Raw genomic sequence first — 25,116 nt, forward strand, 5'->3', positions numbered from 1 at the left:
CGGGGACAATGTTCCTCAGAAGGCCTTTCCCGTCGCCGGGTCGAAGAGGCGGAGCGCGTCTTGGTCGAAGACAAAGGCGCGTCGCTCGCCCTTGGCGACCCGGGCGCGCGGCGGCAGGGTGGCCGTCAGCCTCTGGGCTCCGATCCTGGCAGTGGTGACCTGTTCGGGGCCGGTCAGCTCGACGACGTCGATCTCGACAGGCAACGACAGTTCCGCGCCGCTGCCCGGCCCGAGGCGGAGCGCTTCAGGCCTGATCCCGACGACAGCCGGGGCGCCGCTCCGGGCCGCTTTCGCATAGCGCGCCGGCAACGACAGCCGTGCGTCCGCGCCGGCGATGACGAGCTTGCCGTCCTCGACAACCGCTTCCAGCATGTTCATCGACGGGGCGCCGACGAAGCCCGCGACATAGAGGGTCGCCGGCTCATTGTAGATCTCCTCCGGCGTGCCCAATTGTTCGATGCGGCCGTCGCGCATCACGGCGATCCGGGTCGCCAGGGTCATCGCCTCGATCTGATCGTGGGTGACATAGACGACGGTTGTCCGCAGCATCTCATGCAGGCGCTTGAGCTCGGTGCGCATCTCCAGGCGCAGCTTGGCGTCAAGATTGGAGAGCGGCTCGTCGAACAGGAAAACCTGCGGCTTGCGCACCAGCGCCCTGCCGATGGCGACGCGCTGGCGCTGGCCGCCCGAGAGCTGGCCAGGCTTGCGGTCGAGCAGGTTTTCGATCTGCAGGAGCTTGGCGGCCTCGCGCACCGCCTTGTCGCGTTCGTCCACCGGGACCTTTCGCATCTCCAGCCCGAAGCCGATATTCCGGTGCACGCTCAGGTTCGGGTAGAGCGCGTAGGACTGGAAGACCATGGCGATATCGCGGTTCTTGGGATGCACGCCAAGCACCGAGCGGCCGCCGATCAGCACGTCGCCACTCGTCGCCTCGGCAAGACCGGCGATGATGTTGAGCAAGGTAGACTTGCCGCAGCCTGACGGGCCAAGCAGCACCAGGAACTCGCCGCYTTCCAGCGCGATGTCGATGCCTTTCAGCGTTTCGACGCTGCCGTAACTCTTGCGGACAGTGCGGATTTCAAGCGCGCTCACTTGGTGGCATCCTCGAGAAGCGTCGGCCCGCCATAGTCGCGGGGCAAGGTTGAGATGGCGCGCGACGCCACCCTGACGGCAGCGGAAAGGCAGCTCTCGAGTGGCCGCTCCTGCGCCAAAGCCGCGAGGAAGGCAGCGTTGAAGACATCGCCGGCGCCGATCGTGTCGACGACCTCGACGCGTGGCGCCGGCACCTGAATGAGCTGGCCATTGGCGCCGATGGCAATCGCGCCGTCGGGTCCGCGCTTGACCACGACGGTTGCGCCTTTGCGCATGCCGTCGCGGATCTTGCGCGCCGCCTCCACCGGGTTTTCCAGCCCGGCCAGCGTCGTCGTCTCGACCTCATTGAAAAGAGCAAACGCGCAGCGCGACAGCCAGCTGCGCGCAGCGACGCAGTTCGCCGGAGTCCAGCCGTCGATCGGCCAGCCGGTGTCGAGCGCAACGGCGATTTGATGTGCATCCGCCCAGTCGAAAAAGGCGTCGTACTCTCGGGTGAGGTCGTCAGTCAGGAAGGAGCCGCAAAGCAGCGCATAGCCGCCGGAAAGCCGCTTGCCGTCAAGAACGCAAAGCACATCGGCCAGGCTGAAGCGGGGCAGATGGCCGCGCGTGGTGAAGAAGGTGCGTTCGCCATCGGGATGGGTCATGCCGACCGACAGCGTCGTGCCTTCCGAATGAACCGGCCATTTTTCCGCACGCGAGTCGAAGGCTTCGCTCAGCCAGCGGCCGAACTGGTCGTCGCCGAGATTGGCGGCGATCTCGAAATCGATGCCCAGTGCCTGCCAGGCGAGCGCGCTGTTGCCGGCCTGGCCGCCGACGCGCAGATCGTCATGATCGACGACGGTCTCCGTGCCCGCCTTCGGCCAGGGCGCGACCGGCCCGACGATCAGGTCGACATTGACGTTGCCGATCACTGCCAACGGCCGCATCATTCGCTCCGCGTGATCTTGGTGGTGCGGACCGGCGTGCCGGCATTCTCGACCCGGGCATCTGCGAAGGCGACCATCAGGCGCTGTGCCACCRGCAGCATGGCGAAGATCGCTGCCAGCCCGGAGGCCGGCTTGAAGGTCAATGTGACGGCGCCGGCAACCGGCGGCCAGCCGGACGCATCGAAGATGACGAGCGGCGCGCCGGCCTCGACCACGGACAGGGCCATCGCAGTGACGAGATCTGCGGTGGCGTCGTTGCCGCGAAACAGGACGACGCCGATTTTCGGACCGAGCATCTCCATCGGCCCATGGCGAAGCTGGCCGCCTTCGAGCGAAAAGCATGGCAGGCGCGACAATTCGGTGAGGCCGAGCGCCAGCGCTTCGGCCAGTCCCTGCAGTCTGCGCCCGGAGGTGACGACGGTGGCCACTTCGCGCAGCGCAGCCAAGGCTGCGTCGGTCGCAACGGTCTCTGGAGTTTCCAGCGCCGCGAGCGCCGGCACAGGATCCTCGCCGAGGGCCGAAAGGATCGCCAGATGCAGGGCGAAGGTTACCATCAGGCTGCGGGTCGCAGCGAAGGCAAGTTCGGTGCCGCCGGCGCCGACAAGGCAAGGAACTGTCCGGCCGAGGAAGGAACCGGCTTCCAGCGTCAGGCCGAAAATGTCGGCGCGCTGGTCTGTCTCAGAGAACCACCGGACCACCTCCGCGCTTTCGCCGGACTGCGAGGTGACGAGCACCGTGCTGCCGGCAAGCGGCAATGGCTGGCCAAGCTGCTCGGAGAGCGGCAGCGCAATAGCATCGAAGCCGTGGGCGCGATAGAGYGGCTCGACAGCGCGGGCGACCGCATGCGAAGCGCCCATGCCGAGCAGGATCAGCCTGCCGTTTTGCCTGATCGAGGCCGCGACCTTGCCGGCGATGTCCTTGTTGTCCTCGAATGACGCGATCGCATCGCCATGCTGGCGCGCCATCTCGCGGTCGATTGCGACGAGCCCTACCGGGCGTTCCTTGTTTGCAGTCATCATTATCCTTTCACACCGCCGCTTGTGAGGCCCGAGATCAGCGCACGTTGCATGACGAGGCCGATCAGCACCGGCGGCAGGGCCGCGAGCACGCCGGCGGTGGCGATCAGCCCGTAATCGGAAACGCGGCCGCCGGCCAGATCGGCGATGGCGACGGTCAGCGTCTTTGCCCGCTGGTCCGAGGTGAAGAGCAGCGCGTAGAAGAACTCGTCCCAGGCAAGCAGCACGGCAAACAGCGCCGATGTCGCAACAACGGGCGCTGYCAGCGGCAAGGTGAGGATGCGCCAGGTCTGCAAAAGCCCGGCGCCGTCGATCATGGCCGCGGCCTCGATCTCGCGCGGGATGGAATCGAAGCCCGATTTCATCAGCCAGGTGGTGAAAGGCGCCAGGATCGTYAGGTAGATCAGCGCCAGGCCGAAGACATTGTTGAGCAGGCCAAGATAGGAGAGGCCCATATAGAGCGGCACCGAGAGCGCCACCGGCGGCAGCATGTAGGTGGYGATCACCATGGACAGCGACCAGCCCACCGAAGGCGTGCGCGACACGGCCCAGCCGGACGGCACGGCAAGCAGGATTGCGGCAAGCGTCGCCATGCCGGCGACCTCGATACTGTTGCGCAGCGATGCGGTGAAGGCGGCGCCGGCGCTGTTTTCGGCCGTCGACAAAARCTGCCTATAGCGGGAGAAGTCCGCGCTCTGYGGCCACCAGCGCAGCGGCTTGGCCGCAAGATCGGCCGCCGGCGAAATGCTCATGACGAAGAGCCAGACGAGCGGGGCCAGAATCACGACGGCAAGCAGGATGGCGCAGGCATAGATGAAGGTGGTGAAGATGGGGTTCTTGCGTTCCATCAGGCGGCACTCCCGGCAGTCTTCCTGACCAGCACCGCATAGGCCACGGCAAGCACCGTGACGAGCAAGGTGACGATCAGCGCCAGCGAGGCGCCGGAGCCGGCGCGCTGGAAGGAAAAGGCTTCCTGGTAGACGAGGATCGACAGCGTGCGGGTGCTGTTGGCCGGGCCGCCGCGGGTCATGACCCAGATGATGTCGAAGACCTTGAAGGCTTCGATGGTGCGCAGCACCAGCGCGACCATCAGCGGCCCGGCGAGATAGGGCAAAATGACGAAGCGGAATCGGGCGAGGGGACCGGCGCCGTCGACCAGCGCGGCCGCCGTGATGTCGCGCGGAACCGCCTGCAGGGCAGCGAGCGCGATGAGCGCCACCAGCGGAAAGTTCTTCCAGCCGTCGGCGACGATCAGCGCCGCCAGCGCCGTTCCGGGTTCGCCCAGCCAGGAGCGGTACGTGTCGATCAGGTGCAGCTGCGTCAGCGCCGCGTTGAGCGCGCCATATTCGGGATTGTAGATCAGCCGCCAGAGCGTGGCGTTGACGACAGTCGGCAGCGCCCATGGCAGGATCATCAGCCCGCGCAGCAGTGTGCGGCCGCGGAATTCTTGGTTCAGCAGAAGCGCCGCGAGCACGCCGAGCACCATTTCGGCGGCAACCGAGATGACGGYGAACCAGGTGGTCGTCGTCAGCGTGCGGGTGAAGTTCGAACTGGCCAGCATCTTCGAATAATTGTCGATGCCGACGAAATTGCCCGCCGTGCCGACCAGCTTGGCGTCGGTGAAGGAAAGGCCGACCGTGTCGACCAGCGGCCAGCCGATGACGGCGACCATGATCACCAGAAGCGGCAGCATCAAGAGCCACGCACGAGTCGTCATCCAGGTGCCTGACATCCGAAGCGCCTCTCCCTGATCATCGAAATTTCAGCGATAACACGGGCGGCGCGAGGCCGCCCGTGTTTGAGAAAACGCCGGCTTAGAGGCCGCTGTTCTCTGCGGCCGTCTTCAGCGCGTCCTCCGGCGTCGTCTGGCCAAGGAGCGATTCCTGGATCGCCTGCTGCAGGGCGGTCGACAGTTCCTGGTATTTCGGCGTGGTCGGACGCGGATACATGGCGGCGAGGCCGACCTTTGCCGTGGCGATCAGTTCCTCCTGGCCCTTGGTGACGGCTGGGTCGTCATAGGACGAGGCCCAGATCGGCAACGAGAGCTTGRCATACTGGTTCTGCGTCTTCTGCGAGGTCATGAACTCGATATATTTCCAGGCTTCATCTGGATGCTTGCTGACGGCGGTGATGCCGAGTCCCATCGAGCCATTGACGGCCGAAACCTCGCTCTTGCCGGCAATGCCCGGCGCCGGCACGACGCCGACCTTGCCGGCGACCTTGCTGTCCTTCGGGTCGTTGGCCATGTTGTACATGTAGGTCCAGTTGAGGGCGAAGGCGGCGTCGCCGTTCTCGAACACCTTGCGGACGTCCTCCTCGAGGAATTCCTTGGAGTTCGGGTTGGTCAAACCGGACTTGTAGCTCGCCACCATGTATTTCAGCGCCTCAAGCCCGCCGCCGTTCTGGAAGTTGGGCTTGCCGTCCTTGAGGAAGTCGCCCTTGTAGGCGCTGACCAGCGTGGTGTAGTCGCAGATTGCGGCTTCGGCCTGTGACCAGCTCCAGGCGATCGGCGTGGCGAGAAGGCCCTTGTCCTTGATGATCTTGGCCTGCTCGTTGAGCTCGTCCCAGGTCTTTGGCGGCGCCTTGATGCCGGCCTTCTGCAGGATTTCCTTGTTGTAGAACAGATACTTGGTATCGAGGATCCAGGGCATGCCGTAATATTTGCCGTCATACTGGACGGTGGTCCACGCACCCGGCAGCACGCCCTTCTTCATGTCGTCGGTGATCTTCGAGGAGACGTCGACCAGCACCTTGTTGGTCGCGTATTCGGCCGGCCAGATGACGTCGAACAAAACGACGTCGTAGCCGCCGCCGGAGCCCTGCGCGAGCACTGTCTTGTCGTGCAGGCCTTCGTAGGGAACGAATTCAAGGTTGATCTTGATGTCCGGATTGGCCTTAGTGAAGGCTTCGGTCATGGCGCGGACGTCGGCCTCGCTATAGGCGGCCTGCGCCATGAAGAGGGCATTCAAGGTGGTTTCGGCGAAGGCGTGGGGAACCAGAAGTCCGCCAACAAAGACTGCGCCCAAAAGTGTCTTACCGATCGATTTCAGCATTTGTCTTCTCCCATTTTTCGACATTTGCGAGTCGGCGGCGACGGCGGCATGCCGCTTCCTCGATTGCTATCGCGCGTGACCGGATCTGCCGGAACGGTAGGGCGGCGGACAAAGAGCTCAAGGCCTTGCCGTCTTTTTCTCAAACCGTCCCGTTTCACCATTAAGTCAATTCGCTTGACTTAATTAGTCGATCAATCCTTTAATGGAGTCAAGGGGAAACGAAGGTGCACGATATCAGCCCGATCCGCGCTAAGAGCGGCACCAACCAGGAGGGGACCAGCGCCCACAACCGCCGCGTCATGATCGAGGCGCTGCGGCTCAACGGCGCGCTTTCGCGTGCCGACCTGGCGCGGGCGACCCAGCTCACCAAGCAGGCGGTTTCGAACATCATCGAGGATCTCGAACGCGACGGCCTCGTCGTGGCGCTGGATACGGTGCGCAAGGGCAGAGGGCAGCCTTTCACGCCCTATCGGCTGGTGCCCGAGGGCGCCTTCGCCATCGGGCTGCAGATCGACCGGCACCTGACGCGTGTGGTGGTAGTCGACCTGGTCGGCAAGGTGATGGCTCGCGCCGAGGCCAACCTGTCGCTCGACGAGCCTTCCGAAGGCGTCAGCATCATCCTCGACCTGATTGCCCGCGTCAGGCGAGAGCTCTCAGGCATTTCCACGCAATCGGAGAGAAGGCTGGTCGGGCTCGGCGTCGCCATGCCGGGGCCGTTTGGGCTCAAGGATTCCGAMGATCAGTGGATGATGCCGGCCTGGCAGCAGTTCCCGCTGCTGGAAAGGCTGGCGGCCGGCACAGGGCTTAATGTCGGCCTGCAGAACGACGCCGCCGCCTGCGCCACGGCGGAGCGCATCGTCGGCGCGGCGCACGGCGTCGACCACGCCGTGTGCCTTTATGTCGGCTACGGCATCGGCGCCGGGCTCATCCTCAACGGCGAGCTCTACAGCGGCGGCCATGGCAATGCCGGCGAGATCGGCATGGCGCTGCTGTCGCCGCCAGGCCCGGGCTCGACGCCGCTCGAGCACCGTGCCTCACTTGCCTCTCTCTACCAGCACCTTGGCCTGAACCCCGCAGACCCACACCTCTACGAACTGCTGGATGCGCTGGCGCTGGCCGAGGATCCGAAGGTGATGGGCTGGGTAGAGGGCGCCGCGCAGGATCTGCGCTGGAGCGTGCATCTGATCGAAACGATCTTCGATCCGCAAACCGTCATCCTCACCAGCGGCGCGCCGGGATCGCTCGCCCGGCGCCTGCTCAAGGCCATGCATCCGCTGCTGCCGTCGATTGCCGACAGGCCCGGGCGGCGATTGCCGCGCCTGCAGCTCGGCACCACCGATCCCTGGGCGATCGCCGTGGGCGCCGCGGCCGAGCCGATCAGCCGGGCTTTCGATCCACGCTTCTCGGCGATCCTCAAGGCGGGATAAGTCGTAACGCATTGYTGGTTTTCGAGGCGTCGCAGCAGGCATAGGCGYCTTTCGGCACTCAGCTGCCTTTGCAATGGGAAATGCAAGCTTCGAAGGCCGCGTCGACGACGGCGAGCTTGGCTGCCTGGACGGCCATGTATTCCTGGAGGAACTGCTGCGAGACCCACATCACCGAATGGCCGCGTTGGCCGACCCAGCCGATGCTGCCAAGCACCTCGGCGTCGTGGAGCTTGCGCGCCAGATGGGTGCGCGACAGCTTCAGCCAATGCGCGAATTCGCTGATCGAGATGACGCTGGTCGGAATCCTGTCGAGGTTGGCATCCTCCGGGTTGATGCCTGACATCAGCCAGTCCATGACGATGCCGCCATTGTTCAGCCAGATGAACAACGAGAAGGTCGGCTCGGGGTCCCGTACCGGACCGGAGGCAAGCAGCCCGTCGCAGATCAATGGCTGCAGCTTTGCCAGCATTTCGGGCCGCTCGAGGAAGGTCGCCAGCCGGTTTCCACCATCGATGCGATCGAGCGTTCTCAAATGGGCATGGATCCAGCCGGTGAAGGTCTCAATCGTGGCCGCGCTCACGCGCAAGGGGTGAGCGCGGCCATCGCCGCTCGTCGAAAGATATTCCGCGATGTTGTAGTGAAGCATTTCTTTGACAAACGCCTCGGCGGTGTTGCGGCTGGCGACTGCATTGCGGCGCACGACCTCTAGGAAACGCGCCACCGTCATTTCGGTGCAGCGATCGTTGGGATCGCGCCTGAAATGCAGGGCTAGCCCGACATGACCCAGCAGCCAGCGCTGCTGGGTGGCAAAGACGGCGGCGAGGCGCGGGCTGGTTTCGTAGATATGGATGAGCGCGCGCGACTGCTCCTGGACGTGACGAAGCGCTGCCGGATGACCGGCGATCTCCTCGGCACTCAGCGGCATCCTGCGGTACTCCCCATCCCATCCGACCAACGCAGATGAAGATTTATAGCCTTCGCCAATTGTGTCCAGTTGCCCTTTGGAACAACCTATGCTGGTTCAGCATCTTCTTGCTAACCCTTTGCACCGGTTTGGAAAACCTGACCTGGGAAATGCCGGTCGGCGGCCGTGCACAGAATGTCTCGCGTCAGCCGAGCAGGTCTGCTCCGGTATTCGCGGCCGACCCGGCTCCCCGCCGCAGTGCGGCCTTTGCAATCCGCGCGCGGCAAACCTATCGTGGCGGCCTGAAATTCTTAGCCTCAGGCCGCCGCCGAGTTGAAGCGATGCTGAGAACGATCCGGACGCTGACCGCCAGCGAGGTGGAAACGCTCGTCGACTGGGCGGCTGGCGAGGGGTGGAATCCGGGTATCGGCGATGCCGCCGCGCTGCCGGYGGCCGACCCGGAAGGCTTCATCGGCGCCTTCGTCGGCGGCGAGATGGTGGCCGGCATTTCGGCTGTCGCCTATGGCGAGGGTTTCGGCTTCATCGGCCTCTATATCAGCCGGCCGGACAGGCGCGGCGAAGGCCACGGCAAGGCGGTCTGGGACGCCGGCATGGCCCGGCTCGGCACCCGCATCATCGGTCTCGACGGCGTGGCCGAACAGCAGGCCAACTACCAGCGCAAAGGCTTCGTGCCCGCCTATGAGACGGTCCGTTACAGCGGACGTGCCAACCAGCTGACCGGCGGYAGCCACATACTGCCGGTAACGGCCACCGACGTAGCCGATATCTTGGCATACGACCGCAAGTGCTTCCCGGCGCCGCGCGAGGCCTTCCTCCGGGGATGGCTGCAGGCGCCCCGGAYTGCGCTGATGTCTGCCGGCGCGGCCGGCATTGCCGGCTATGGCGTGGCGCGCCGATGCGGGGAGGGTTTCAAGGTCGGACCATTGTTCGCCGACGTGATGGACATAGCCCTGGCACTGCTGGCGGAACTGGCGGGCAGGACGGAGGGAGAAGCATTGCATATCGATGTGCCGTCCACCCAGGTCCGATTCACCGCCATGCTTCAGGCTGCCGGGATGGTTCCGGGCTTCACGACGACCCGCATGTATAAAGGAGGCAAGCCGGGCAACGCTCCGGTGAATGTTTTCGGCATCACGACGCTGGAGTTGGGGTGATCGCAAGACGGACAGGCTCGATCTCTTGTGATCATTGTTTGTACGGCGTGGTYCATGCAGCATGCCCGCGAGACATGGTTCGCATTGGGCTCGAGGCGGYGTTTCGCGGAGGTTATCGATGGCTGGAAGAACGGTCCTGATCGCGGGCGGCGCCGGGGGAATGGGTCTTGCGACGGGGCTTCGTCTTGCCGCCGATGGCGAGCGGATCGCGCTGGCCGACCTTCCAGGTCCGAAACTCGACGACGCCGTGGTGAAAATCGCCGCGACCGGCGCGGATGCGACGGGACTGCCGCTCGATATCCGCTCCGTCGCCGCCTGTCGTGAGGTTGTCGACAAGGCCTGCGAATGGGGTGGCGGCCTAGACATTCTCGTGAACTCCGCCGGGGTCTGGCTCGAGGGACCGGCAAACGAGGTCCGGGAAGAGCAATGGGACCTGGTGCTGGACGTCAATCTCAAGGGCGCGTTCTTCCTGATCTCGGCCGCCATTCCGCATCTGTCGGCGGCACAAGGCGCCGTCATCAACATTGCGTCCGACGCCGGCATCGTCGGCAACAACGGCGCGGCGGTCTATTGCGCCTCCAAGGGCGGGCTGGTGCTTCTGACCAAGGCTCTCGCGCTCGAGCTTGCTCCCCACGGCATCAGGGTCAACGCCGTCTGTCCCGGCGACACGGCGACGCCGATGATCGAGTACCAGGCGAGGACCTATGGCGGTGACGACCCGGACGGCTATAAGCGGAAGCTTCTGGGGCACTACCCGCAAGGGAAGAGAGCGCGCTTCATCAGCGTGGAAGAGATCGCTTCCTTCATCCACTATCTTTGCCAGCCCGGCGCGGCGCCGATCACCGGCGCCGCGCTTTCGATCGATTTCGGCATTAGCGCCGGGTACTGAATTGCGGCGGGGTCGGTGTCATTAGCGGGTAGTGGCGGGGTTTAAGTCCCGGAGGGCCTATGATCGTGTTTCGCAAATCCCGCAAGGCACTGGTGACCGGCGCGGGCGCCGCCGACGGCATCGGCGTTGCGGTCGGGCGCGCGCTCGCCGAAGCCGGGCTTTCAGTCGCCATTACCGCCTCGTCGCAACGCATCGAGCAGCGCGCCGAAGAGCTGCGGGCCGGCGGGCTTGATGTCCGCGCCGTGGTGGCCGATCTGACACGCGCGGCGGATGTCGGGCGGCTGTGCTCGGAGGTCGGCGAAGTCGACATCCTCGTCAACAATGCCGGAATGGGCACGGTCGCCCAGCCGGCGCTGCAACGGAGGTTCCTCGACCTCAGCGAAAGCGACTGGGACCGGGGCATCGATGTCAGCCTGAAGACCGCGTTTTTGAGCACACGCGGATTTCTGGCCGGCATGGTTGAGCGCGGCCACGGACGCGTGGTCAACATGGCCTCGGTCACCGGTCCCTATGTCTCCAACGAAGGCGAGGCCGCCTACTCAGCCGCCAAGGCTGGCATGGTCGGGCTGACCCACGCGCTTGCCCTGGAGGTCGGCCGCCACGGCGTCACGGTGAATGCAGTGGCGCCGGGTTGGATCGCAACCGGCGCCTCGACGCCGGAAGAGCGGGCCGCCGCGCAAAACACGCCGCTTGGACGCGCCGGCACACCAGAGGAAGTCGCCGCCGCCGTCCTGTTCCTGGCGTCAGACGCGGCCAGCTACGTCAACGGCGCCGTTCTCGTCGTGGACGGCGGCAACATCCTGCAGGAGCGCAAGGGCTGAACCGTGACCCCTACAGGTTCGCCACTGCGTCCGGCACCACCACCAGCTTGCCGACGAAGTCCTTGGCCATGAAGTCGGTCTGGGCGCGGTGGAAGTCCGAAAGTTTGTAGACGCCGCCGACCAGAGGCTTGATATTCTTCTCCTCGATGTAGCGCACGATGCGGCGGAAATCGCCCCTCGTGCCCTGGCTCGAGCCATGGAGCTGAAGCTGCTTCAGATACATGGTGCGCAGATCGAGCTGCACCACAGGCCCGGCGATGGCGCCCGCCGTGGTGTAGCGGCCCTCGGGGCGCAGGATGCGCAGCAGGTCGTTGAAGATTGCGCCGCCGACAAGGTCGGCGACCACGTCGATCGGCTTACCGCCCGTCGCGTCGTTGACGGCGGCCGGCAGGTCGGCCACGCCGCGCGTGATCACCTTCTCGGCACCGATGTCGAGCACTGCCTGCTCCTTGCCCTTGCCGACCACGGCATAGGGGATGGCGCCGCGCGCGCGTGCCAGCTGCACGATGCCGGAGCCGACACCGCCGGACGCGCCGGTGACCAGCACCCGCTCGCCGRCCTTCAAGCCCGCACGCTCCAGCATCTGCTCGCCGGTAAGATAGGCGCAGCAAAAGGTGGCAAGCTCGACATCGCTAAGATCGGTATCGACGACATGCGCATTCTCGGCCGGCAGGGCCTGATATTCGGCGTAACCGCCGTCGCGCCCATGGCCCATATAGTCGATGTCGGCCAGCGAATCGTCTTCCCGGTTGTAGATGGAGAAGTCGACCATGACGCGCTGGCCGATGCGCTCGGCAGGCACGCCGTCGCCGACGGCGACGATCGTGCCGACGGTGTCGGTGCCCTGGATGCGCGGGAAGGTCAGCGTGTTGCCCTGCCGGCGCCAGGTCGACACCGCGGCCGCGTCCTCTTCCGTGCCATAGGCGCCCTGGCGCACCCACACGTCGGTGTTGTTCATGCCGCAGGCGGTGACCTTGACCAGCACCTCGCCAGCCGCCGGCGAGGGCACCTTCACGTCGGTGCGGTAGACGAGTTTGTCCAGACCGCCATGGCCGGTGAGCTGAACGGCGGCCATGGTTGCTGGGACGGTGGGATGAGACTTCATGGATGTTGCTTCCAACTGTGCAGGTTCGCGCTGCCCCTCACCCTTACCCTCTCCCCGTGAAGGACGGGGGGAGGGGGTCGCCGGCGACGGAGCGCGTCCCTTCTCCCCGTTTTTCACGGGGAGAAGGTGCCGGCAGGCGGGCGAGGGGCAGTACCAACGGTAAAATCAGAGAGCCGAGAGCACGCTGTTCACGGCATCGGCGGTCTTCGCCACCACGGTGTCTGCCTCCTCTCGCGTCAGGCAGAGGGGCGGGGCGAAGCCGAGGATGTCGCCCTGCGGCATGGCGCGGCCGATGACGCCGCTTGCCGCGAGCGCCGTGGCGATCTGCGGACCGACCTTCAGCGCCGGGTCGAAGAAGACGCGATCGTCGCGGTCCTTCACGAACTCGACCGCCGCCAGCATGCCGTCGCCGCGCACCTCGCCGACGTTCTTGTGGCCGCCGACGGCCTTGGCGAGCTCGGCGCGGAAATAGGCGCCGGTCTCGCCGGCGTTCTTCACCAGGTCCAGCTCGTCGATCAGCTCGAGATTGGCGATGCCCGCCGCGGCGCAGATCGGATGCGCCGAATAGGTCCAGCCATGGCCGAGGGAGCCGAGCTTGTCCGAACCCTTGACCAGCACCTGCCAGACCTTGTCGGAGACGATGACGCCGGAGAGCGGTGCATAGGCGGACGTCAGGCCCTTGGCGATGGTGATCAGATCGGGCTTGATGCCGTAGTGGTCGGAGCCGAACATCGTACCCAGCCGGCCGAAGCCGGTCACCACCTCGTCGGCGATGAGGAGTACGTCGTATTTGTTCAGCACGGCCTGGATCTTCTGCCAGTAGCCTGCCGGCGGYGGCACGATGCCGCCGGTGCCGAGGATCGRCTCGCCGATGAAGGCCGCGACCGTGTCCGGCCCCTCGGCCAGGATCATCTCCTCGAGCTTGTCGGCGCAATATTGCGAGAACTGCTCCTCGCTCATCGAGCGGTCGGCGCGGCGGAAATAATAGGGCGCCTCGGTGTGCATAATCGGGGCGCGCGGCAGGTCGAAGGCGTTGTGGAACAGCTCCAACCCCGYCAGCGAGCCCGTCATGACGCCCGAGCCGTGATAGCCGCGCCAGCGCGAGATGATCTTCTTCTTCTCCGGCCGGCCGAGAACGTTGTTGTAGTACCAGATCAGCTTGATGTTGGTCTCGTTGGCGTCGGAGCCCGAGAGGCCGAAATAGACCCGGCTCATGCCCTTCGGSGCGCGGTCGATGATCATTTTGGYGAGCGTGATCGAGGCCTCGGTGCCGTGGCCGACATAAGCGTGGTAGTAGGCGAGGTTCGTCGCCTGCTCGGCAATCGCATCGGCGATCTTCTGGCGGCCATARCCGACATTGACGCAATAGAGGCCGGCAAAGGCATCGATGCTCTTTTTGCCGGTATTGTCCCACACGGTGACGCCTTCGCCGCCGGCCATGATGCGCGCSGGCGATTCACCCCGCGCATGCGTGCCCATATGCGTCGAGGGATGGAAGAAGTGGTCGCGATCCCAAGCGGAGAGTTCGTTGGATTGTTCGAGCATTTTTCTACTCCTTGAAGGCGGTCCGGGCGGCGCTTAGGCCACGTCGAGACAGAGATATTTCAGATCGGTGAAGGCTTCGAGGCCATGGCGCGAGCCCTCGCGGCCGATGCCGGACTGCTTGACGCCGCCGAACGGGATCGGCGCGCYGGTGATCTTCACCCGGTTGATCGCGACCATGCCGTAGTCCAGCGCGCGGCCCATGCGCGCCTGCCGCGCACCGTTCTCGGTCACGACATAAGCGACCAGGCCATATTCGGTGGCATTGGCGCGGGCGACAACCTCGGCTTCGTCGTTGAACGGCGTCAGCGCGGCGACCGGGCCAAAGGTTTCTTCGCGCATGATCAGCGCCTCGTCTGGCACGTCGATAAGCAGTGTCGGCTGGTAGAACAGCGGCCCGGCTACATGGCGCTTGCCGCCGGTCAGGCAGCGCGCGCCGTGTGCCTGCGCGTCGGCGACCTGTTCCTCGACCTTCTTGACGGCGCGCTCATGCATCAGCGGCCCGATGTCGGCGTCGGCGGAAAGCCCGTTGCCGGTGCGGAGCTTTTCGATGCGGCGGGCGAAAGCGGCGCAGAACCGGTCATAGACCGGCCGCTGCACGTAGATGCGGTTGGCGGCAAGGCAATCCTGGCCGGAGGTGGCGAATTTGGCGTCGAGGGCGATCGTCACCGCCTTCTCGATATCGGCATCGTCGAACACGATCAGCGGCGCATGGCCGCCGAGTTCCATGATCAACCGCTTCATGGTCGGCGCGCTCTGCGCGGCGATGAGTCGGCCGACCTCGGTCGAGCCGGTAAAGCTCATGGCCCGTACGCGAGCGTCAGCGCACATCGTGCCGACGATCGTGCGGGCATCGCCGGTAACRACGTTGAAGACGCCCGCCGGCAGCCCGGCGCGCTCACTGAGCTCGGCCAGCGCCAGCGCCGACAGCGGCGTTTCGGAGGACGGATGCGCCACCACGGTGCAGCCAGCGGCGAGCGCCGCCGCGGCCTTGCGGGTGAGCATTGCGGACGGAAAATTCCACGGCGTGACGACGCCGACGACGCCGAGCGGCTCGCGGCGCACCGTCATCTCGGCATTGGGCAGATGGCTTGTGACGCTTTCAGCCTTGAGGCGCTTGGCCTCCTCGGCATACCACTCGACAAAGGAGGCGGCGTAGTCGATCTCGCCGAGCGATTCCTTGAGCGGCTTGCCCTGTTCGAGCGTCATCAGCAGCGCCAGATCCTCCTTTGCCGCGATGATCAGATCGAACCATTTCCTCAAGACTCTGGAGCGCTCCTGCGGCAAGGCCGAGCGCCAGGCAGGCAGGGCGCGGGAAGCCGCGTCGATCGCCTGGGTCGTCTGCCCGGCGCCAAGCGCGGCGACGAAGGCCACTGTGGCACCAGTGGCGGGGTCGGTGACTTCGAAGCTGGCGGCCGAGTCGCCGGCGGTCCAGTGACCGCCGACATAGCCGAGATCGCGCAGCAGCCGGCGATCGGCAAGACGGTCGAGTGCTTCATGGCGGTGTGGTCGTGCAAAATGCGCGGACATCGATATCTCCCTCGATTGGGCGAAGCATCGGACGTGCCGAGCAAAAAAGGAGACTGTTTCAGCGTCCGTCCGTAGAGAGATTGTCTCTATTGGCTTGTCCGGAGAGAGGATCTCTCTAGGCTAAAGCGCGTCGCGATCTTTCAGTTCGCTCCGTGCGCTTTAGGTTTGATTGTTGGCATGTCTTTTCCCGAAACCGGTTCCCACTTTCGGGAGACATGCCTTACGATTGTGCCGGCAACAGATCGGCCACCGGCAGCACGGTCTCCTCCTTCACCGTCTTGGTGACGATATAAGTGAAGTAACGGTCGATGCCGATCTCGCGTTCCAGCAGGGCATCAACCAGCCGCTGATAGGCGTCGATGTCGCGCGCCATCACCTTCAGTACATAGTCGACGCCGCCGCCCACCGACCAGCAGGCGACGATCTCGCGGATGTCGCGCACGACACGCTCGAAACGGTCGAAATCGGCCTGGCGGTGGCTGGCTAAAGTCACCTCCATCAGCACGGTCGCCACCGGCGTGATCGCGCGCATGGCGACCGAGGCGTGATAGCCGGACACGATGCCGGCCTTCTCGAGCTTGCGCAGCCGCATCCAGCAGGGCGTCGGCGACAGGCCGACCTTCTCGGCCAGCGCCAACTTGGTGATGCGTCCGTCGCGCTGGATGGCATCGAGGATTTTCAAGTCGATCGGGTCGAGTTTCGCTGCCGCCATGCCGGCTCCGCTTCTTGTTCAATACACCATGACGATGCATTATTTCGATTGTCAATTGCACTGATTTCGATCTCTAATAAGTCATGACATTATGGCAGCCAGATCCTTCTCTCATCCGCCGGCCCGCCTACCTGTCGCTCGCCGACCAATTCGCACGCGCCATCCATGACGGGCGGCTCGCCAACGGCGCGCGGCTGCCGACGCACCGCCGCCTTGCCGATGACCTGAAACTTTCGGTGCAGACCGTCAGCCGCGCCTATGAGGAACTCATTCGTCGCGGCCTGATCTCCGGCGAGGTCGGACGCGGCAGCTTCGTCCAGACGCAGCGCCGCGAGCCGGAACCGCCCTACCTTCCGGAGCGGCTGGGCGAGGTCATCGACCTTTCCATCCTGAAGCCGGTCTGCGAGCCGATGCATCTGGAGAAGCTGAAGCAGGCGCTGGGCTGGCTGGCCGAGAACCTGCCGTCGAGCTCGGCACTGTCGTTCCGGCCGAACATGGTGTTTCCGCGTCATCGCGCGGTGGCGGTCGAGTGGCTGAAGCTCTGCGGCCTCGACGCGTCGCCGCAGAATATCTGTCTGACCAACGGCGCCACCGCCGGCATGACGGTGGCGCTGATGAGCGTCGCGCCGCCCGGCTCGACCGTCGCCACCGAGGCGATCGGCCACCACACGCTGGTGCCGCTCGCCCGCTATCTCGGCTTCAACCTCCAAGGCCTGCCGATTGATGACAATGGCCTGATTCCCGAGGCGCTCGACGAAGCCTGCCGTCTGTCGGACATCCGCGCCGTCTTCGTCCAGCCTTCGGTCATCAATCCGACGGCCACCTTGATGGACGGCGCCCGGCGCGAGCAGATCGCGGCGGTGGCGCGCAAGCATGATATTGCCATCATCGAAAAYGATGTCCTTGGCCCCCTGGTCGAAGGCCGGCCTCCGGCCGTCGCGGCCTTCGCTCCAGAGCGGACCCTCTACGTCACCTCCTTCACCAAGATCGTCTTGCCGGGCCTGCGCATCGGCTATCTCGCCGTGCCGGACCGCTATGTCGCGGCCGCCGCCAACCGCCATCTCGTCTCCAACTGGATGGCGACGCCGATGGTGGCCGAGATCGCGACGCGCTGGGTGAATGACGGCACGGCTTTTGAGCTGGTCAACTGGCAGCGCGGCGCGCTCAGACGCCGACAGGAGATCGCCGCGGAAGTGCTGACGGGTGTCGACTATCGCTGCCATCGCGACGGGCTGCATCTCTGGCTCCAACTGCCGGGCGACCGTGCCGAGGAGAGCTTTGTCGCGCAGGCGCGCCTGCGCGGGGTGGCGATCGCGCCGGGCACGTCGTTCCGCATCGCCGACACGCCGTGGCAGCCCGCGATCCGTATCTCGCTCGGATCGACAACCGAGGGGGAACTGCGCGCCGGCTTAAGCGTTGTCGCCAAGTTGCTGCTTGGCGAGCCGGAACATCTCCTGCTCGCCATTTGATGCACGACAGAAGCGCAAATTGCCCTGAGATCGTGCCGCGCTCGAAATATTGTCATGATATTATTTTCCCAATTGACATGATTTGGBGCGTTTCGCATCGTTAAGGGCATAGGCTTCTCCAGAAGGGGAAATGGATTGCCCGCGCCCATCATCAAGGTCGATGCGATTTCGAAGAGCTTCGGTACCTTCAAGGTGCTGGACGGTTTGTCGATGCAGGTCATGCCGGGCGAGAAGCTAGCATTGATCGGCCCATCCGGCTCGGGCAAGACGACGATCCTGCGCATTCTGATGACGCTGGAGAAGATCGACAGYGGTCACATCCAGATCGACGGCGAGCAGCTCTATCACATGGAGCGCAATGGCCGGTTGCTGCCAGCCGACGAGCGGCATCTGGCGAAGATGCGCCAGAAGATCGGCATGGTCTTCCAGCTCTTCAATCTGTTCCCGCACAAATGCGTCATGGACAATGTGACGCTGGCGCCGATGCTGACCAAGGGTGTCGCGCGTGCCGCCGCCGAGAAGCGGGCGATGGAACTGCTCGACATGGTGGGGCTCGCCGACAAGGCCAAGGCGATGYCGGCACAGCTTTCCGGCGGCCAGAAGCAGCGCGTCGCGATCGCCAGGGCGCTGGCGCTGTCGCCAAAGATCATGCTGTTCGACGAGGTCACCTCGGCGCTCGATCCGGAACTGGTCGAGGAGGTGCTCAACGTCATGCGCAAGCTCGCCGCCGAGACCGACATGACGATGCTGCTGGTCACCCATGAGATGGGCTTCGCCCACGATTTCGCCGACCGGGTCCTGTTCTTCGACCGCGGCCGTATCGTCGAGGAAGGCAAGCCCGATGAGATTTTCCGTCATCCCAAGCAGGAGCGCACACAGAGCTTCCTGAAGAAGATCATCGCGGCCGGACATCGTGTCTGACCGCTATGCAAGGGCGACAAAGCGTCCCGAGGCGAAAAAGTCGTCCGCAAGAGGCGAAAGCCACCTGAACTGAGYAAACCAAGAAGATAGAGATAAGGAGTTGGGAACGATGAAGAAACTTGGCATTCTGGCTGGCGTCGCCGGCCTCGCAGTGGCCGCGGTACTGGTCGCCTCTGGTGCGCGTTCGGCCGATGACGCCAAGCTGGAGCAGCTCAAGGCGCAAGGTTTCGCCCGCGTCGCGATCGCCAATGAGCCGCCCTATACGGCGGTGGCGGCTGACGGCAAGGTCTCGGGCGCAGCACCCGACGTGGCGCGCGTGATCTTCAAGCGCCTCGGCGTCAACGACATCGTCGCCTCCATCTCCGAATATGGCGCCATGATCCCCGGCCTGAAGGCCGGCCGGTTCGACGCCGTCACCGCCGGCCTGTTCATGAAGCCGGAGCGCTGCGCGGCGGTCGCCTATTCCGAGCCGGTGCTGTGCGATGCCGAGGCGATGCTGGTGAAGAAGGGCAATCCGAAGCACTTCAAGAGCTTTGCTGACATCGCCAAGGATTCTTCCGCCACCGTCGGCGCGCCGGGCGGCGGCACCGAGGAGAAGCTGGCGCTCACCGCCGGCGTGCCGCGTGATCGCGTCATCGTCGTACCGGACGGCCAGAGCGGCCTGAAGATGGTGCAGGACGGCCGTATCGACGCCTATTCGCTGCCTATTCTGTCGATCAATGACCTCATCAAGAAGGCCAATGATCCGAACCTCGAAGTGATCGCCCCGGTGCAGGGGACGCCGGTCTCCTGCGACGGCGCCGCCTTCAAGAAGGGCGACGAAGCGCTTCGCGATGCCTTTGACGTCGAACTCGCCAAGATGAAGAAGTCCGGCGAGTTCGCGAAAATCGTCGAACCTTACGGCTTCTCCGCCAAGGCGGCGATGTCGACGTCGCGCGAGAAGCTCTGCGCGGCGAAGTAATGCTCTTAGCCTTCTCCCCGCTTGCGGGGAGAAGGTGGCCCAAAGGGCCGGATGAGGGGCGGCGCCAAATTCTGCTAGCTGGCTCCGCCCCTCATCTGCCTGCCGGCTTCTCCCCGTTAACGGGGGGAAGGAACTTRATCGCAAACGTTGGAACCTAGATGATCCAGTGGTCCGGCTATCTCGGCCTGATATTGCAGGGAGCGCTTGTCACCATCGAGCTGACGCTGATGGGGTCGGTGCTTGCGCTGGTCATGGCCTTTGTCGCCGGCCTCGGCCGCATCTCGCGCTTCTTCATCATCCGCGCGCTGGCCACGGTCTACATCGAGTTCTTCCGCGGCACATCGATCTTCGTGCAGCTGTTCTGGGCCTATTTCGTCCTGCCCTTTGTCGGCCTGGAGCTGACGCCGCTGCAAGCTGGCGTGCTGGCGCTGGGGCTGAATGTCAGCGCCTATGCCGCCGAGGTCGTGCGCGGCGCCATCCTGTCGATCGGTCACGAGCAGTATGAGGCCTGCACCGCCCTCAATCTCGGCCGCTGGCAGGGCTTGCGCCACGTCATCCTGCCACAGGCGTTTCTGGTCATGCTGCCGACCTTCGGCAACAACGCCATCGAGTTGCTCAAGGCGACATCGGTCGTATCGCTGATCTCGCTCGCCGATCTAACCTTCCAGGCACAAGTGGTGCGATCGCAGACAGGCAGCACGCTGGTGCCGTTCGTCTCCGTGCTCGTCATCTATTTCGTGTTTGCGCTGATCATCTCTTGGGGCGTGCGCTCGCTGGAGCGCAGCAGGGCCCGCGGCCTCGACGGAGTGCGCGTGTGATGGATTGGGTCCGCTGATGGAATGGGATTGGGACTTTGTCCGGCAGATTATGCCGATGCTCATCCAGGGCGTGAAGATCACGATCCTGGCGACAGTGCTCGGCTCGATCCTGGCGGCGATCATCGGCCTGGCGATCGCGCTGGCCAGGCGCTCGCCGAACCGGGCCGTGGCGCGCAGCGTCGGCTGGTTCGCCGAATTCATCCGCGGCACGCCGCTGCTGGTGCAGCTCTATTTCATCTTCTACGTGCTGCCCGATTTCGGCATCCTGCTGCCGCCGCTGGTGGCAGGCGTCRTCGGCCTCGGCCTGCACTACGGCACCTACACGGCCGAGGTTTATCGCGCGGGCATCGACAATGTGYCGCGCGGCCAGTGGGAGGCCGCCAAGGCCTGCAATCTGAGCGGCAATCATACCTGGTCGCATGTCATCCTGCCGCAGGCAATCCCGCCGATGATCCCGGCCTTGGCCAACTATTTCATTGCCATGTTCAAGGAGACGCCGCTGCTTTCGGCGATCACCGTGCTGGAACTGATGAACCAGGCCAAGAGCGTCGCCAACAGCTATTATCGCTACATCGAGCCGATGACGCTGGTCGGTGGATTCTTCCTCGTCATCAGCCTCTGCTCCGTCGTGCTTCTGCGCTGGCTGGARCATCGTTACGGCAGGATCGAAAGATGAAACTCATGAACCCGCTCCCCGAAATCCAGCTGGCATCGTCTCGGCCAGCGCTCGATGCGCGCCCGCTCGAAAAACGCGTCGGCCTGGTCGCCCTTGCCACCGACCACACGAGCGAAGTCGATTTTCGCCGCATGGTGGCGAGCGAGCGGATCGGCGTCTATGTCGCGCGCATTCCCTATGCCAATCCGACGACGTCGGAGAACCTGCGCAAGATGCAGCCGTCGCTCTCGGCGGGCGCAGCCCTCATCCTGCCGGACGAGCCGCTCGACGCCGTCTGCTATTCCTGCACGTCTGCCTCGGTGGTGATCGGTGACGCCGAGGTCGAAGCCGCGATCCAGGCGGCGAAGCCGGGCGTTCCCGTGGTCACGCCACCCATGGCGGGCGTGCGCGGCCTCAACGCCTTCGGGGTCAAACGGATCAGCATCCTTACGCCCTACACCGTCGAGACCAGCCGGCCGATGGCCGCCTATTTCGCCGCGCATGGCTTCGATATCGCCAGCTTCACCTGCCTCGGCTTCGAGGACGACCGCGAGATGGCGCGGATCACCCCGGCTTCGCTCGTCGAGCAGGCGCGCAAGGCCATGCATGCGCAAGCCGATGCGCTGTTCGTCTCGTGCACGGCGCTGCGGGCGGCGCTTGTGGTTCCGAGCATGGAAGAGGCGATCGGGCGCCCGGTCGTCACCAGCAACCAGGCCAGCGCCTGGAACTGCCTGCGGCTTTGCGGCGACGACACGCCGCGGCCGCAGTTCGGCCGGCTGATGACGAAGCCCTTGGCTCAGTGATCGACATGGAAGTCACGCTTCAGCATATTCGCGCTGCGCGCGAGCGTATTGCCGGCAAGGTCGAGCGGACACCCGCCGTGCAGTCGCAAAGCCTCTCTGACCGCACTGGCCACCCCATCCATCTCAAACTGGAGCACCACCAGACCACCGGCGCATTCAAGCTGCGCGGCGCCTCCAACGCCATTGCTGCCTTGAGCCCGGACCAAAGATCGCGCGGCGTCGTCGCGGCGTCGACCGGCAATCACGGCCGCGCGCTCGCTCATGCCGCTCGACTCGAGGGCATGCGCGCGGTGATCTGCATGTCCAAGCTGGTGCCCGAGAACAAGCTCGATGCCATCCGCCGCCTCGGTGCCGATATCCGCATCGTCGGCAACAGCCAGGACGACGCCCAGCAGGAAGTCGACCGACTGGTGGCGGAGGAGGGGCTCGTCATGCTGCCGCCCTTCGATCATCCCGACATCGTCGCCGGGCAAGGCACGCTCGGGCTGGAGATCATGGAGCAGGTGCCCGACGCTTCAAGCGTGCTGGTGCCGCTCTCGGGCGGCGGCCTGGCGGCCGGAGTCGCGGCGGCCATCAAGGGCGTGAGCCCGGGCACGAAGGTTCTCGGAATCTCGATGGAACGAGGCGCCGCGATGAAGGCGAGCCTCGATGCCGGCCGGCCCGTTCAGGTCGAGGAGCTCTCGACGCTGGCAGACTCGCTCGGCGGCGGCATCGGCCTGGACAACCGGCTGACCTTWGCCATGTGCCGCGGCCTGCTCGACGATGTGATCCTGCTTTCCGAGGACGAGATCGCCGCCGGCATCCGACATGCCTATGAACAGGAGCGCGAGATCGTCGAGGGTGCCGGCGCCGTCGGCATCGACGCGCTGCTTTCCGGAAAGGTGAAGGCGAACGGCCCCACCGTCATCATCCTCTCCGGCCGCAACATCGACATGAGCCTGCATCGCCGCATCGTCTGCGGCGAGCCTGCACAGACGGAGCGCGTTGCATGAGCCGCATGACCATCCTTACAGAAGCCGAACTGCGCAAGATCGTGACGCTCGATCTCGACGCCGTCGCCTGTGTCGAGAATGCTTTCCGCGCATTAGCCACGCTGCCGGTGGCGATGCCGCCGATACTTCGGCTAGACATCCCCGAGCATCGCGGCGAGGTCGACGTGAAGACCGCCTATGTGCCGGGGATCGACGGCTTCGCCATCAAGATCAGCCCCGGCTTCTTCGACAATCCGAAGCTCGGCCTGCCCAGCGTCAACGGCATGATGGTGCTGCTGTCGGCCAAGACGGGACTGATCGAGGCGCTGTTGCTCGACAATGGCTACCTCACCGACATCCGCACGGCCGCCGCGGGCGCGGTGGCAGCCAAGCATTTGTCGCGGGTGGACTCCAAGGTCGCGGCGATCTTCGGCGCCGGCGTGCAGGCTGGCCTCCAACTCGAAGCGCTGCGCCTGGTCAGGCCGATCGAGGAAGCGCGCATCTGGGCGCGCGACGTCGCCAAGGCCGAGGCGACCGCCACCCGCTTGCGCGAAAGTCTGGGCATCATGGTTCGCGCCGAGCCGGATGCGGCAAAGGCGGCGGCCGAAGCGGACATCATCGTCACCACCACGCCCTCGACCGAGCCGCTGATCAAGGCCGGGTTCGTCTCGGCCGGCCAGCACATCACCGCCATGGGTTCGGATGCCGAGCACAAGAACGAGATCGCGCCGGCGATCCTTCGCCTGGCCGATCTCTATGTCGCCGACAGCGCGAAGCAGACACGGCGTCTCGGCGAGCTCCACCATGCCATCGAGGCAGGCGTGATGGCGGCCGACGCGGACGTCACCGAACTCGGCCAGATCATCGCCGGAAAAAGCACGGACGACGCTCGGCCGGCGACATCACCATCGCCGACCTCACCGGCACCGGCGTGCAGGACACCGCGATCGCCACGCTCGCGCGCGACCGCGCCCGGGCGGCCAATGCCGGAACCGTTTTCGAAAGCTGATAGCTGGCCAGAGCGTGATCCGGAAAAGTAGGAACCGGTTTTCCGAAAAGATCACGCCCAATCAGAAATAGGCGACGAGCCTGATTCAACAAAGTTGAATAGGACTCTGCGCCCAACAATGAGGATCAAGAACGATGCAGCCAAACCTTAAATTCTCGCGATCGGAATTTGCCGATCGCCTCGCCAAGACTCGGAAGGCCATGGAGGCCAAGGGGGTCGATCTGCTGATCGTCAGCGATCCCTCGAACATGGCCTGGCTGACCGGCTATGACGGCTGGTCCTTCTATGTGCACCAGGCGGTCATCRTGCCGCCTTCGGGCGAGCCGGTCTGGTACGGCCGCGGCCAGGACGCCAACGGCGCCAAGCGCACCGCCTATCTCGCGCATGACAACATCATCGGCTACGCCGACCATTACGTGCAGTCGACCGAGCGGCACCCGATGGACTACCTCGCCAGTGTGCTTGCCGATCGCCGCTGCGACAAGCTCACCATCGGCGTCGAGATRGACAATTACTGGTTCTCTGCCGCTGCCTTCGCTTCGCTGCAGAGGCACCTGCCGAACGCCCGTTTCGTCGACGCGACCGCGCTGGTGAACTGGCAGCGCGCGGTGAAGAGCCCGACCGAGATCGACTATATGCGCAAGGCCGCCCGCATCGTCGAGGCTATGCACCAGCGCATCGTCGACAGAATTGAGGTCGGCATGYGCAAATGCGATCTGGTCGCCGAGATCTACGATGCCGGCACGCGCGGCGTCGAAGGCATCGGCGGCGACTATCCGGCGATCGTGCCGCTGTTGCCGTCGGGCGCGGACGCCTCGGCGCCGCATCTCACCTGGGACGACAAGCCGATGAAGGCGGGCGAGGGCACGTTCTTCGAGATCGCCGGCTGCTACAATCGCTACCATTGCCCGCTGTCGCGCACCGTCTTCCTCGGCAAGCCGACGCAGGCTTTCCTCGACGCCGAGAAGGCGACGCTGGAAGGCATGGAAGCGGGCCTCGCCGCCGCGAAGCCGGGCAATGCCTGCGAGGATATCGCCAATGCCTTCTTCGCCGTGCTGAAAAAGTACGGCATCGTCAAGGACAACCGCACCGGCTACTCGATCGGTCTTTCCTATCCGCCGGACTGGGGCGAGCGCACCATGAGCCTGCGCCCCGGCGACCGCACCGAGCTCAAGCCCGGCATGAYTTTCCACTTCATGACCGGCCTGTGGCTGGAGACGATGGGRCTGGAGATCACCGAGTCGATCCTGATCACCGAGACCGGCGTCGAGTGCCTGGCCAATGTGCCGCGCAAGCTGTTCGTGAAGGAATGAGCCC

General features: G+C 64.9%; 23 protein-coding genes and 1 pseudogene. 13 read left to right on the plus strand and 11 right to left on the minus strand.

The window, feature by feature from the left end; translation table 11 throughout:
• Positions 1–15 precede the first annotated feature (15 nt).
• From ORS3428_RS27465 to ORS3428_RS27490, 6 genes are all read right to left on the minus strand, one after another.
• Positions 16–1,092, minus strand: a complete 1,077-nt coding sequence (locus ORS3428_RS27465) for an ABC transporter ATP-binding protein (protein ID WP_071101413.1) — start codon at positions 1,090–1,092, stop codon at positions 16–18.
• Entirely contained in the window at positions 1,089–2,018 is a 930-nt protein-coding gene (locus ORS3428_RS27470) for a PfkB family carbohydrate kinase (protein ID WP_071101488.1), read from the minus strand. The genes ORS3428_RS27465 and ORS3428_RS27470 overlap by 4 nt, the downstream gene beginning before the upstream one ends.
• On the minus strand, positions 2,018–3,034 hold the full coding sequence (locus ORS3428_RS27475) for an SIS domain-containing protein (protein WP_071101489.1): 1,017 nt from the start codon (positions 3,032–3,034) through the stop codon (positions 2,018–2,020). The genes ORS3428_RS27470 and ORS3428_RS27475 overlap by 1 nt, the downstream gene beginning before the upstream one ends.
• A 2-nt stretch (positions 3,035–3,036) precedes the next feature.
• The gene (locus ORS3428_RS27480; RefSeq protein WP_071101414.1) at positions 3,037–3,882 is read right to left on the minus strand and encodes a carbohydrate ABC transporter permease; all 846 of its coding nucleotides are present in this window, start codon (positions 3,880–3,882) and stop codon (positions 3,037–3,039) included.
• A complete protein-coding gene (locus ORS3428_RS27485; RefSeq protein ID WP_071101415.1) occupies positions 3,882–4,766 on the minus strand; it encodes a carbohydrate ABC transporter permease in 885 nt (294 codons plus the stop codon). Before ORS3428_RS27485 ends, ORS3428_RS27480 begins: the two co-directional genes overlap by 1 nt.
• An 82-nt stretch (positions 4,767–4,848) precedes the next feature.
• Positions 4,849–6,087: an extracellular solute-binding protein gene (locus ORS3428_RS27490; protein WP_071101416.1), complete on the minus strand. Its 1,239-nt coding sequence runs from the start codon at positions 6,085–6,087 to the stop codon at positions 4,849–4,851.
• A 224-nt stretch (positions 6,088–6,311) separates the two neighbouring features.
• Here ORS3428_RS27490 and ORS3428_RS27495 point away from each other — a divergent pair, with 224 nt between their 5' ends.
• The gene (locus ORS3428_RS27495; protein ID WP_071101417.1) at positions 6,312–7,514 is read left to right on the plus strand and encodes an ROK family transcriptional regulator; all 1,203 of its coding nucleotides are present in this window, start codon (positions 6,312–6,314) and stop codon (positions 7,512–7,514) included.
• A 58-nt stretch (positions 7,515–7,572) separates the two neighbouring features.
• On the opposite strand, the gene ORS3428_RS27500 is transcribed toward ORS3428_RS27495, so the two are convergent.
• Positions 7,573–8,439 carry a hypothetical protein gene (locus tag ORS3428_RS27500; protein ID WP_071101418.1) on the minus strand — a complete coding sequence of 289 codons (867 nt, stop codon included), beginning with the start codon at positions 8,437–8,439 and terminating at the stop codon, positions 7,573–7,575.
• Between the two features lie 320 nt (positions 8,440–8,759).
• Between ORS3428_RS27500 and ORS3428_RS27505 the strand changes: the two genes are divergently transcribed.
• The 3 genes from ORS3428_RS27505 to ORS3428_RS27515 all read left to right on the plus strand — a co-directional run bounded on the left by ORS3428_RS27505 (position 8,760) and on the right by ORS3428_RS27515 (position 11,303).
• The gene (locus tag ORS3428_RS27505) at positions 8,760–9,593 is read left to right on the plus strand and encodes a GNAT family N-acetyltransferase (protein ID WP_071101419.1); all 834 of its coding nucleotides are present in this window, start codon (positions 8,760–8,762) and stop codon (positions 9,591–9,593) included.
• Between the two features lie 118 nt (positions 9,594–9,711).
• Positions 9,712–10,482, plus strand: coding sequence for an SDR family NAD(P)-dependent oxidoreductase (locus tag ORS3428_RS27510; protein WP_071101420.1), 771 nt, complete (start codon positions 9,712–9,714; stop codon positions 10,480–10,482).
• A 59-nt stretch (positions 10,483–10,541) separates the two neighbouring features.
• Complete coding sequence (locus ORS3428_RS27515; protein ID WP_071101421.1) at positions 10,542–11,303, plus strand: SDR family NAD(P)-dependent oxidoreductase; 762 nt, start codon at positions 10,542–10,544, stop codon at positions 11,301–11,303.
• Positions 11,304–11,313: 10 nt separating this feature from the next.
• On the opposite strand, the gene ORS3428_RS27520 is transcribed toward ORS3428_RS27515, so the two are convergent.
• From ORS3428_RS27520 to ORS3428_RS27535, 4 genes are all read right to left on the minus strand, one after another.
• Positions 11,314–12,408, minus strand: coding sequence for an alcohol dehydrogenase family protein (locus ORS3428_RS27520; RefSeq protein ID WP_071101422.1), 1,095 nt, complete (start codon positions 12,406–12,408; stop codon positions 11,314–11,316).
• 165 nt (positions 12,409–12,573) lie between these two features.
• Positions 12,574–13,953 (minus strand): aspartate aminotransferase family protein, encoded by a 1,380-nt coding sequence (locus ORS3428_RS27525; RefSeq protein WP_071101423.1) that lies wholly within the window; start codon positions 13,951–13,953, stop codon positions 12,574–12,576.
• A gap of 33 nt (positions 13,954–13,986) precedes the next feature.
• A complete protein-coding gene (locus tag ORS3428_RS27530; RefSeq protein WP_071101424.1) occupies positions 13,987–15,480 on the minus strand; it encodes an NAD-dependent succinate-semialdehyde dehydrogenase in 1,494 nt (497 codons plus the stop codon).
• A 220-nt stretch (positions 15,481–15,700) separates the two neighbouring features.
• Entirely contained in the window at positions 15,701–16,192 is a 492-nt protein-coding gene (locus tag ORS3428_RS27535; protein ID WP_071101425.1) for an Lrp/AsnC family transcriptional regulator, read from the minus strand.
• Between the two features lie 83 nt (positions 16,193–16,275).
• On the opposite strand from ORS3428_RS27535, the gene ehuR reads away from it, so the two are divergent.
• The 9 genes and pseudogenes from ehuR (at position 16,276) to doeA (ending at position 25,112) form a co-directional block, all read left to right on the plus strand.
• On the plus strand, positions 16,276–17,661 hold the full coding sequence (ehuR, locus tag ORS3428_RS27540) for a MocR-like ectoine utilization transcription factor EhuR (RefSeq protein WP_071101426.1): 1,386 nt from the start codon (positions 16,276–16,278) through the stop codon (positions 17,659–17,661).
• Between the two features lie 135 nt (positions 17,662–17,796).
• Positions 17,797–18,582 (plus strand): ectoine/hydroxyectoine ABC transporter ATP-binding protein EhuA, encoded by a 786-nt coding sequence (gene ehuA / locus ORS3428_RS27545; RefSeq protein WP_071101427.1) that lies wholly within the window; start codon positions 17,797–17,799, stop codon positions 18,580–18,582.
• 109 nt (positions 18,583–18,691) lie between these two features.
• Entirely contained in the window at positions 18,692–19,543 is an 852-nt protein-coding gene (gene ehuB / locus ORS3428_RS27550) for an ectoine/hydroxyectoine ABC transporter substrate-binding protein EhuB (RefSeq protein WP_071101428.1), read from the plus strand.
• Positions 19,544–19,701: 158 nt separating this feature from the next.
• A complete protein-coding gene (gene ehuC / locus ORS3428_RS27555; RefSeq protein ID WP_071101429.1) occupies positions 19,702–20,361 on the plus strand; it encodes an ectoine/hydroxyectoine ABC transporter permease subunit EhuC in 660 nt (219 codons plus the stop codon).
• A 16-nt stretch (positions 20,362–20,377) separates the two neighbouring features.
• A complete protein-coding gene (gene ehuD / locus ORS3428_RS27560; RefSeq protein ID WP_071101430.1) occupies positions 20,378–21,037 on the plus strand; it encodes an ectoine/hydroxyectoine ABC transporter permease subunit EhuD in 660 nt (219 codons plus the stop codon).
• Between the two features lie 5 nt (positions 21,038–21,042).
• The gene (gene eutA / locus ORS3428_RS27565; RefSeq protein ID WP_071101490.1) at positions 21,043–21,819 is read left to right on the plus strand and encodes an ectoine utilization protein EutA; all 777 of its coding nucleotides are present in this window, start codon (positions 21,043–21,045) and stop codon (positions 21,817–21,819) included.
• Positions 21,820–21,824: 5 nt separating this feature from the next.
• Positions 21,825–22,811, plus strand: a complete 987-nt coding sequence (gene eutB, locus ORS3428_RS27570; RefSeq protein WP_071101491.1) for a hydroxyectoine utilization dehydratase EutB — start codon at positions 21,825–21,827, stop codon at positions 22,809–22,811.
• A pseudogene (locus tag ORS3428_RS27575) lies at positions 22,808–23,799 on the plus strand (cyclodeaminase). Before eutB ends, ORS3428_RS27575 begins: the two are co-directional and overlap by 4 nt.
• A gap of 134 nt (positions 23,800–23,933) precedes the next feature.
• The gene (gene doeA / locus ORS3428_RS27580; RefSeq protein WP_071101431.1) at positions 23,934–25,112 is read left to right on the plus strand and encodes an ectoine hydrolase DoeA; all 1,179 of its coding nucleotides are present in this window, start codon (positions 23,934–23,936) and stop codon (positions 25,110–25,112) included.
• The last annotated feature ends 4 nt before the right edge of the window (positions 25,113–25,116 follow it).

The organism is Mesorhizobium sp. ORS 3428, assembly GCF_001854785.1.
GTDB lineage: Bacteria > Pseudomonadota > Alphaproteobacteria > Rhizobiales > Rhizobiaceae > Mesorhizobium.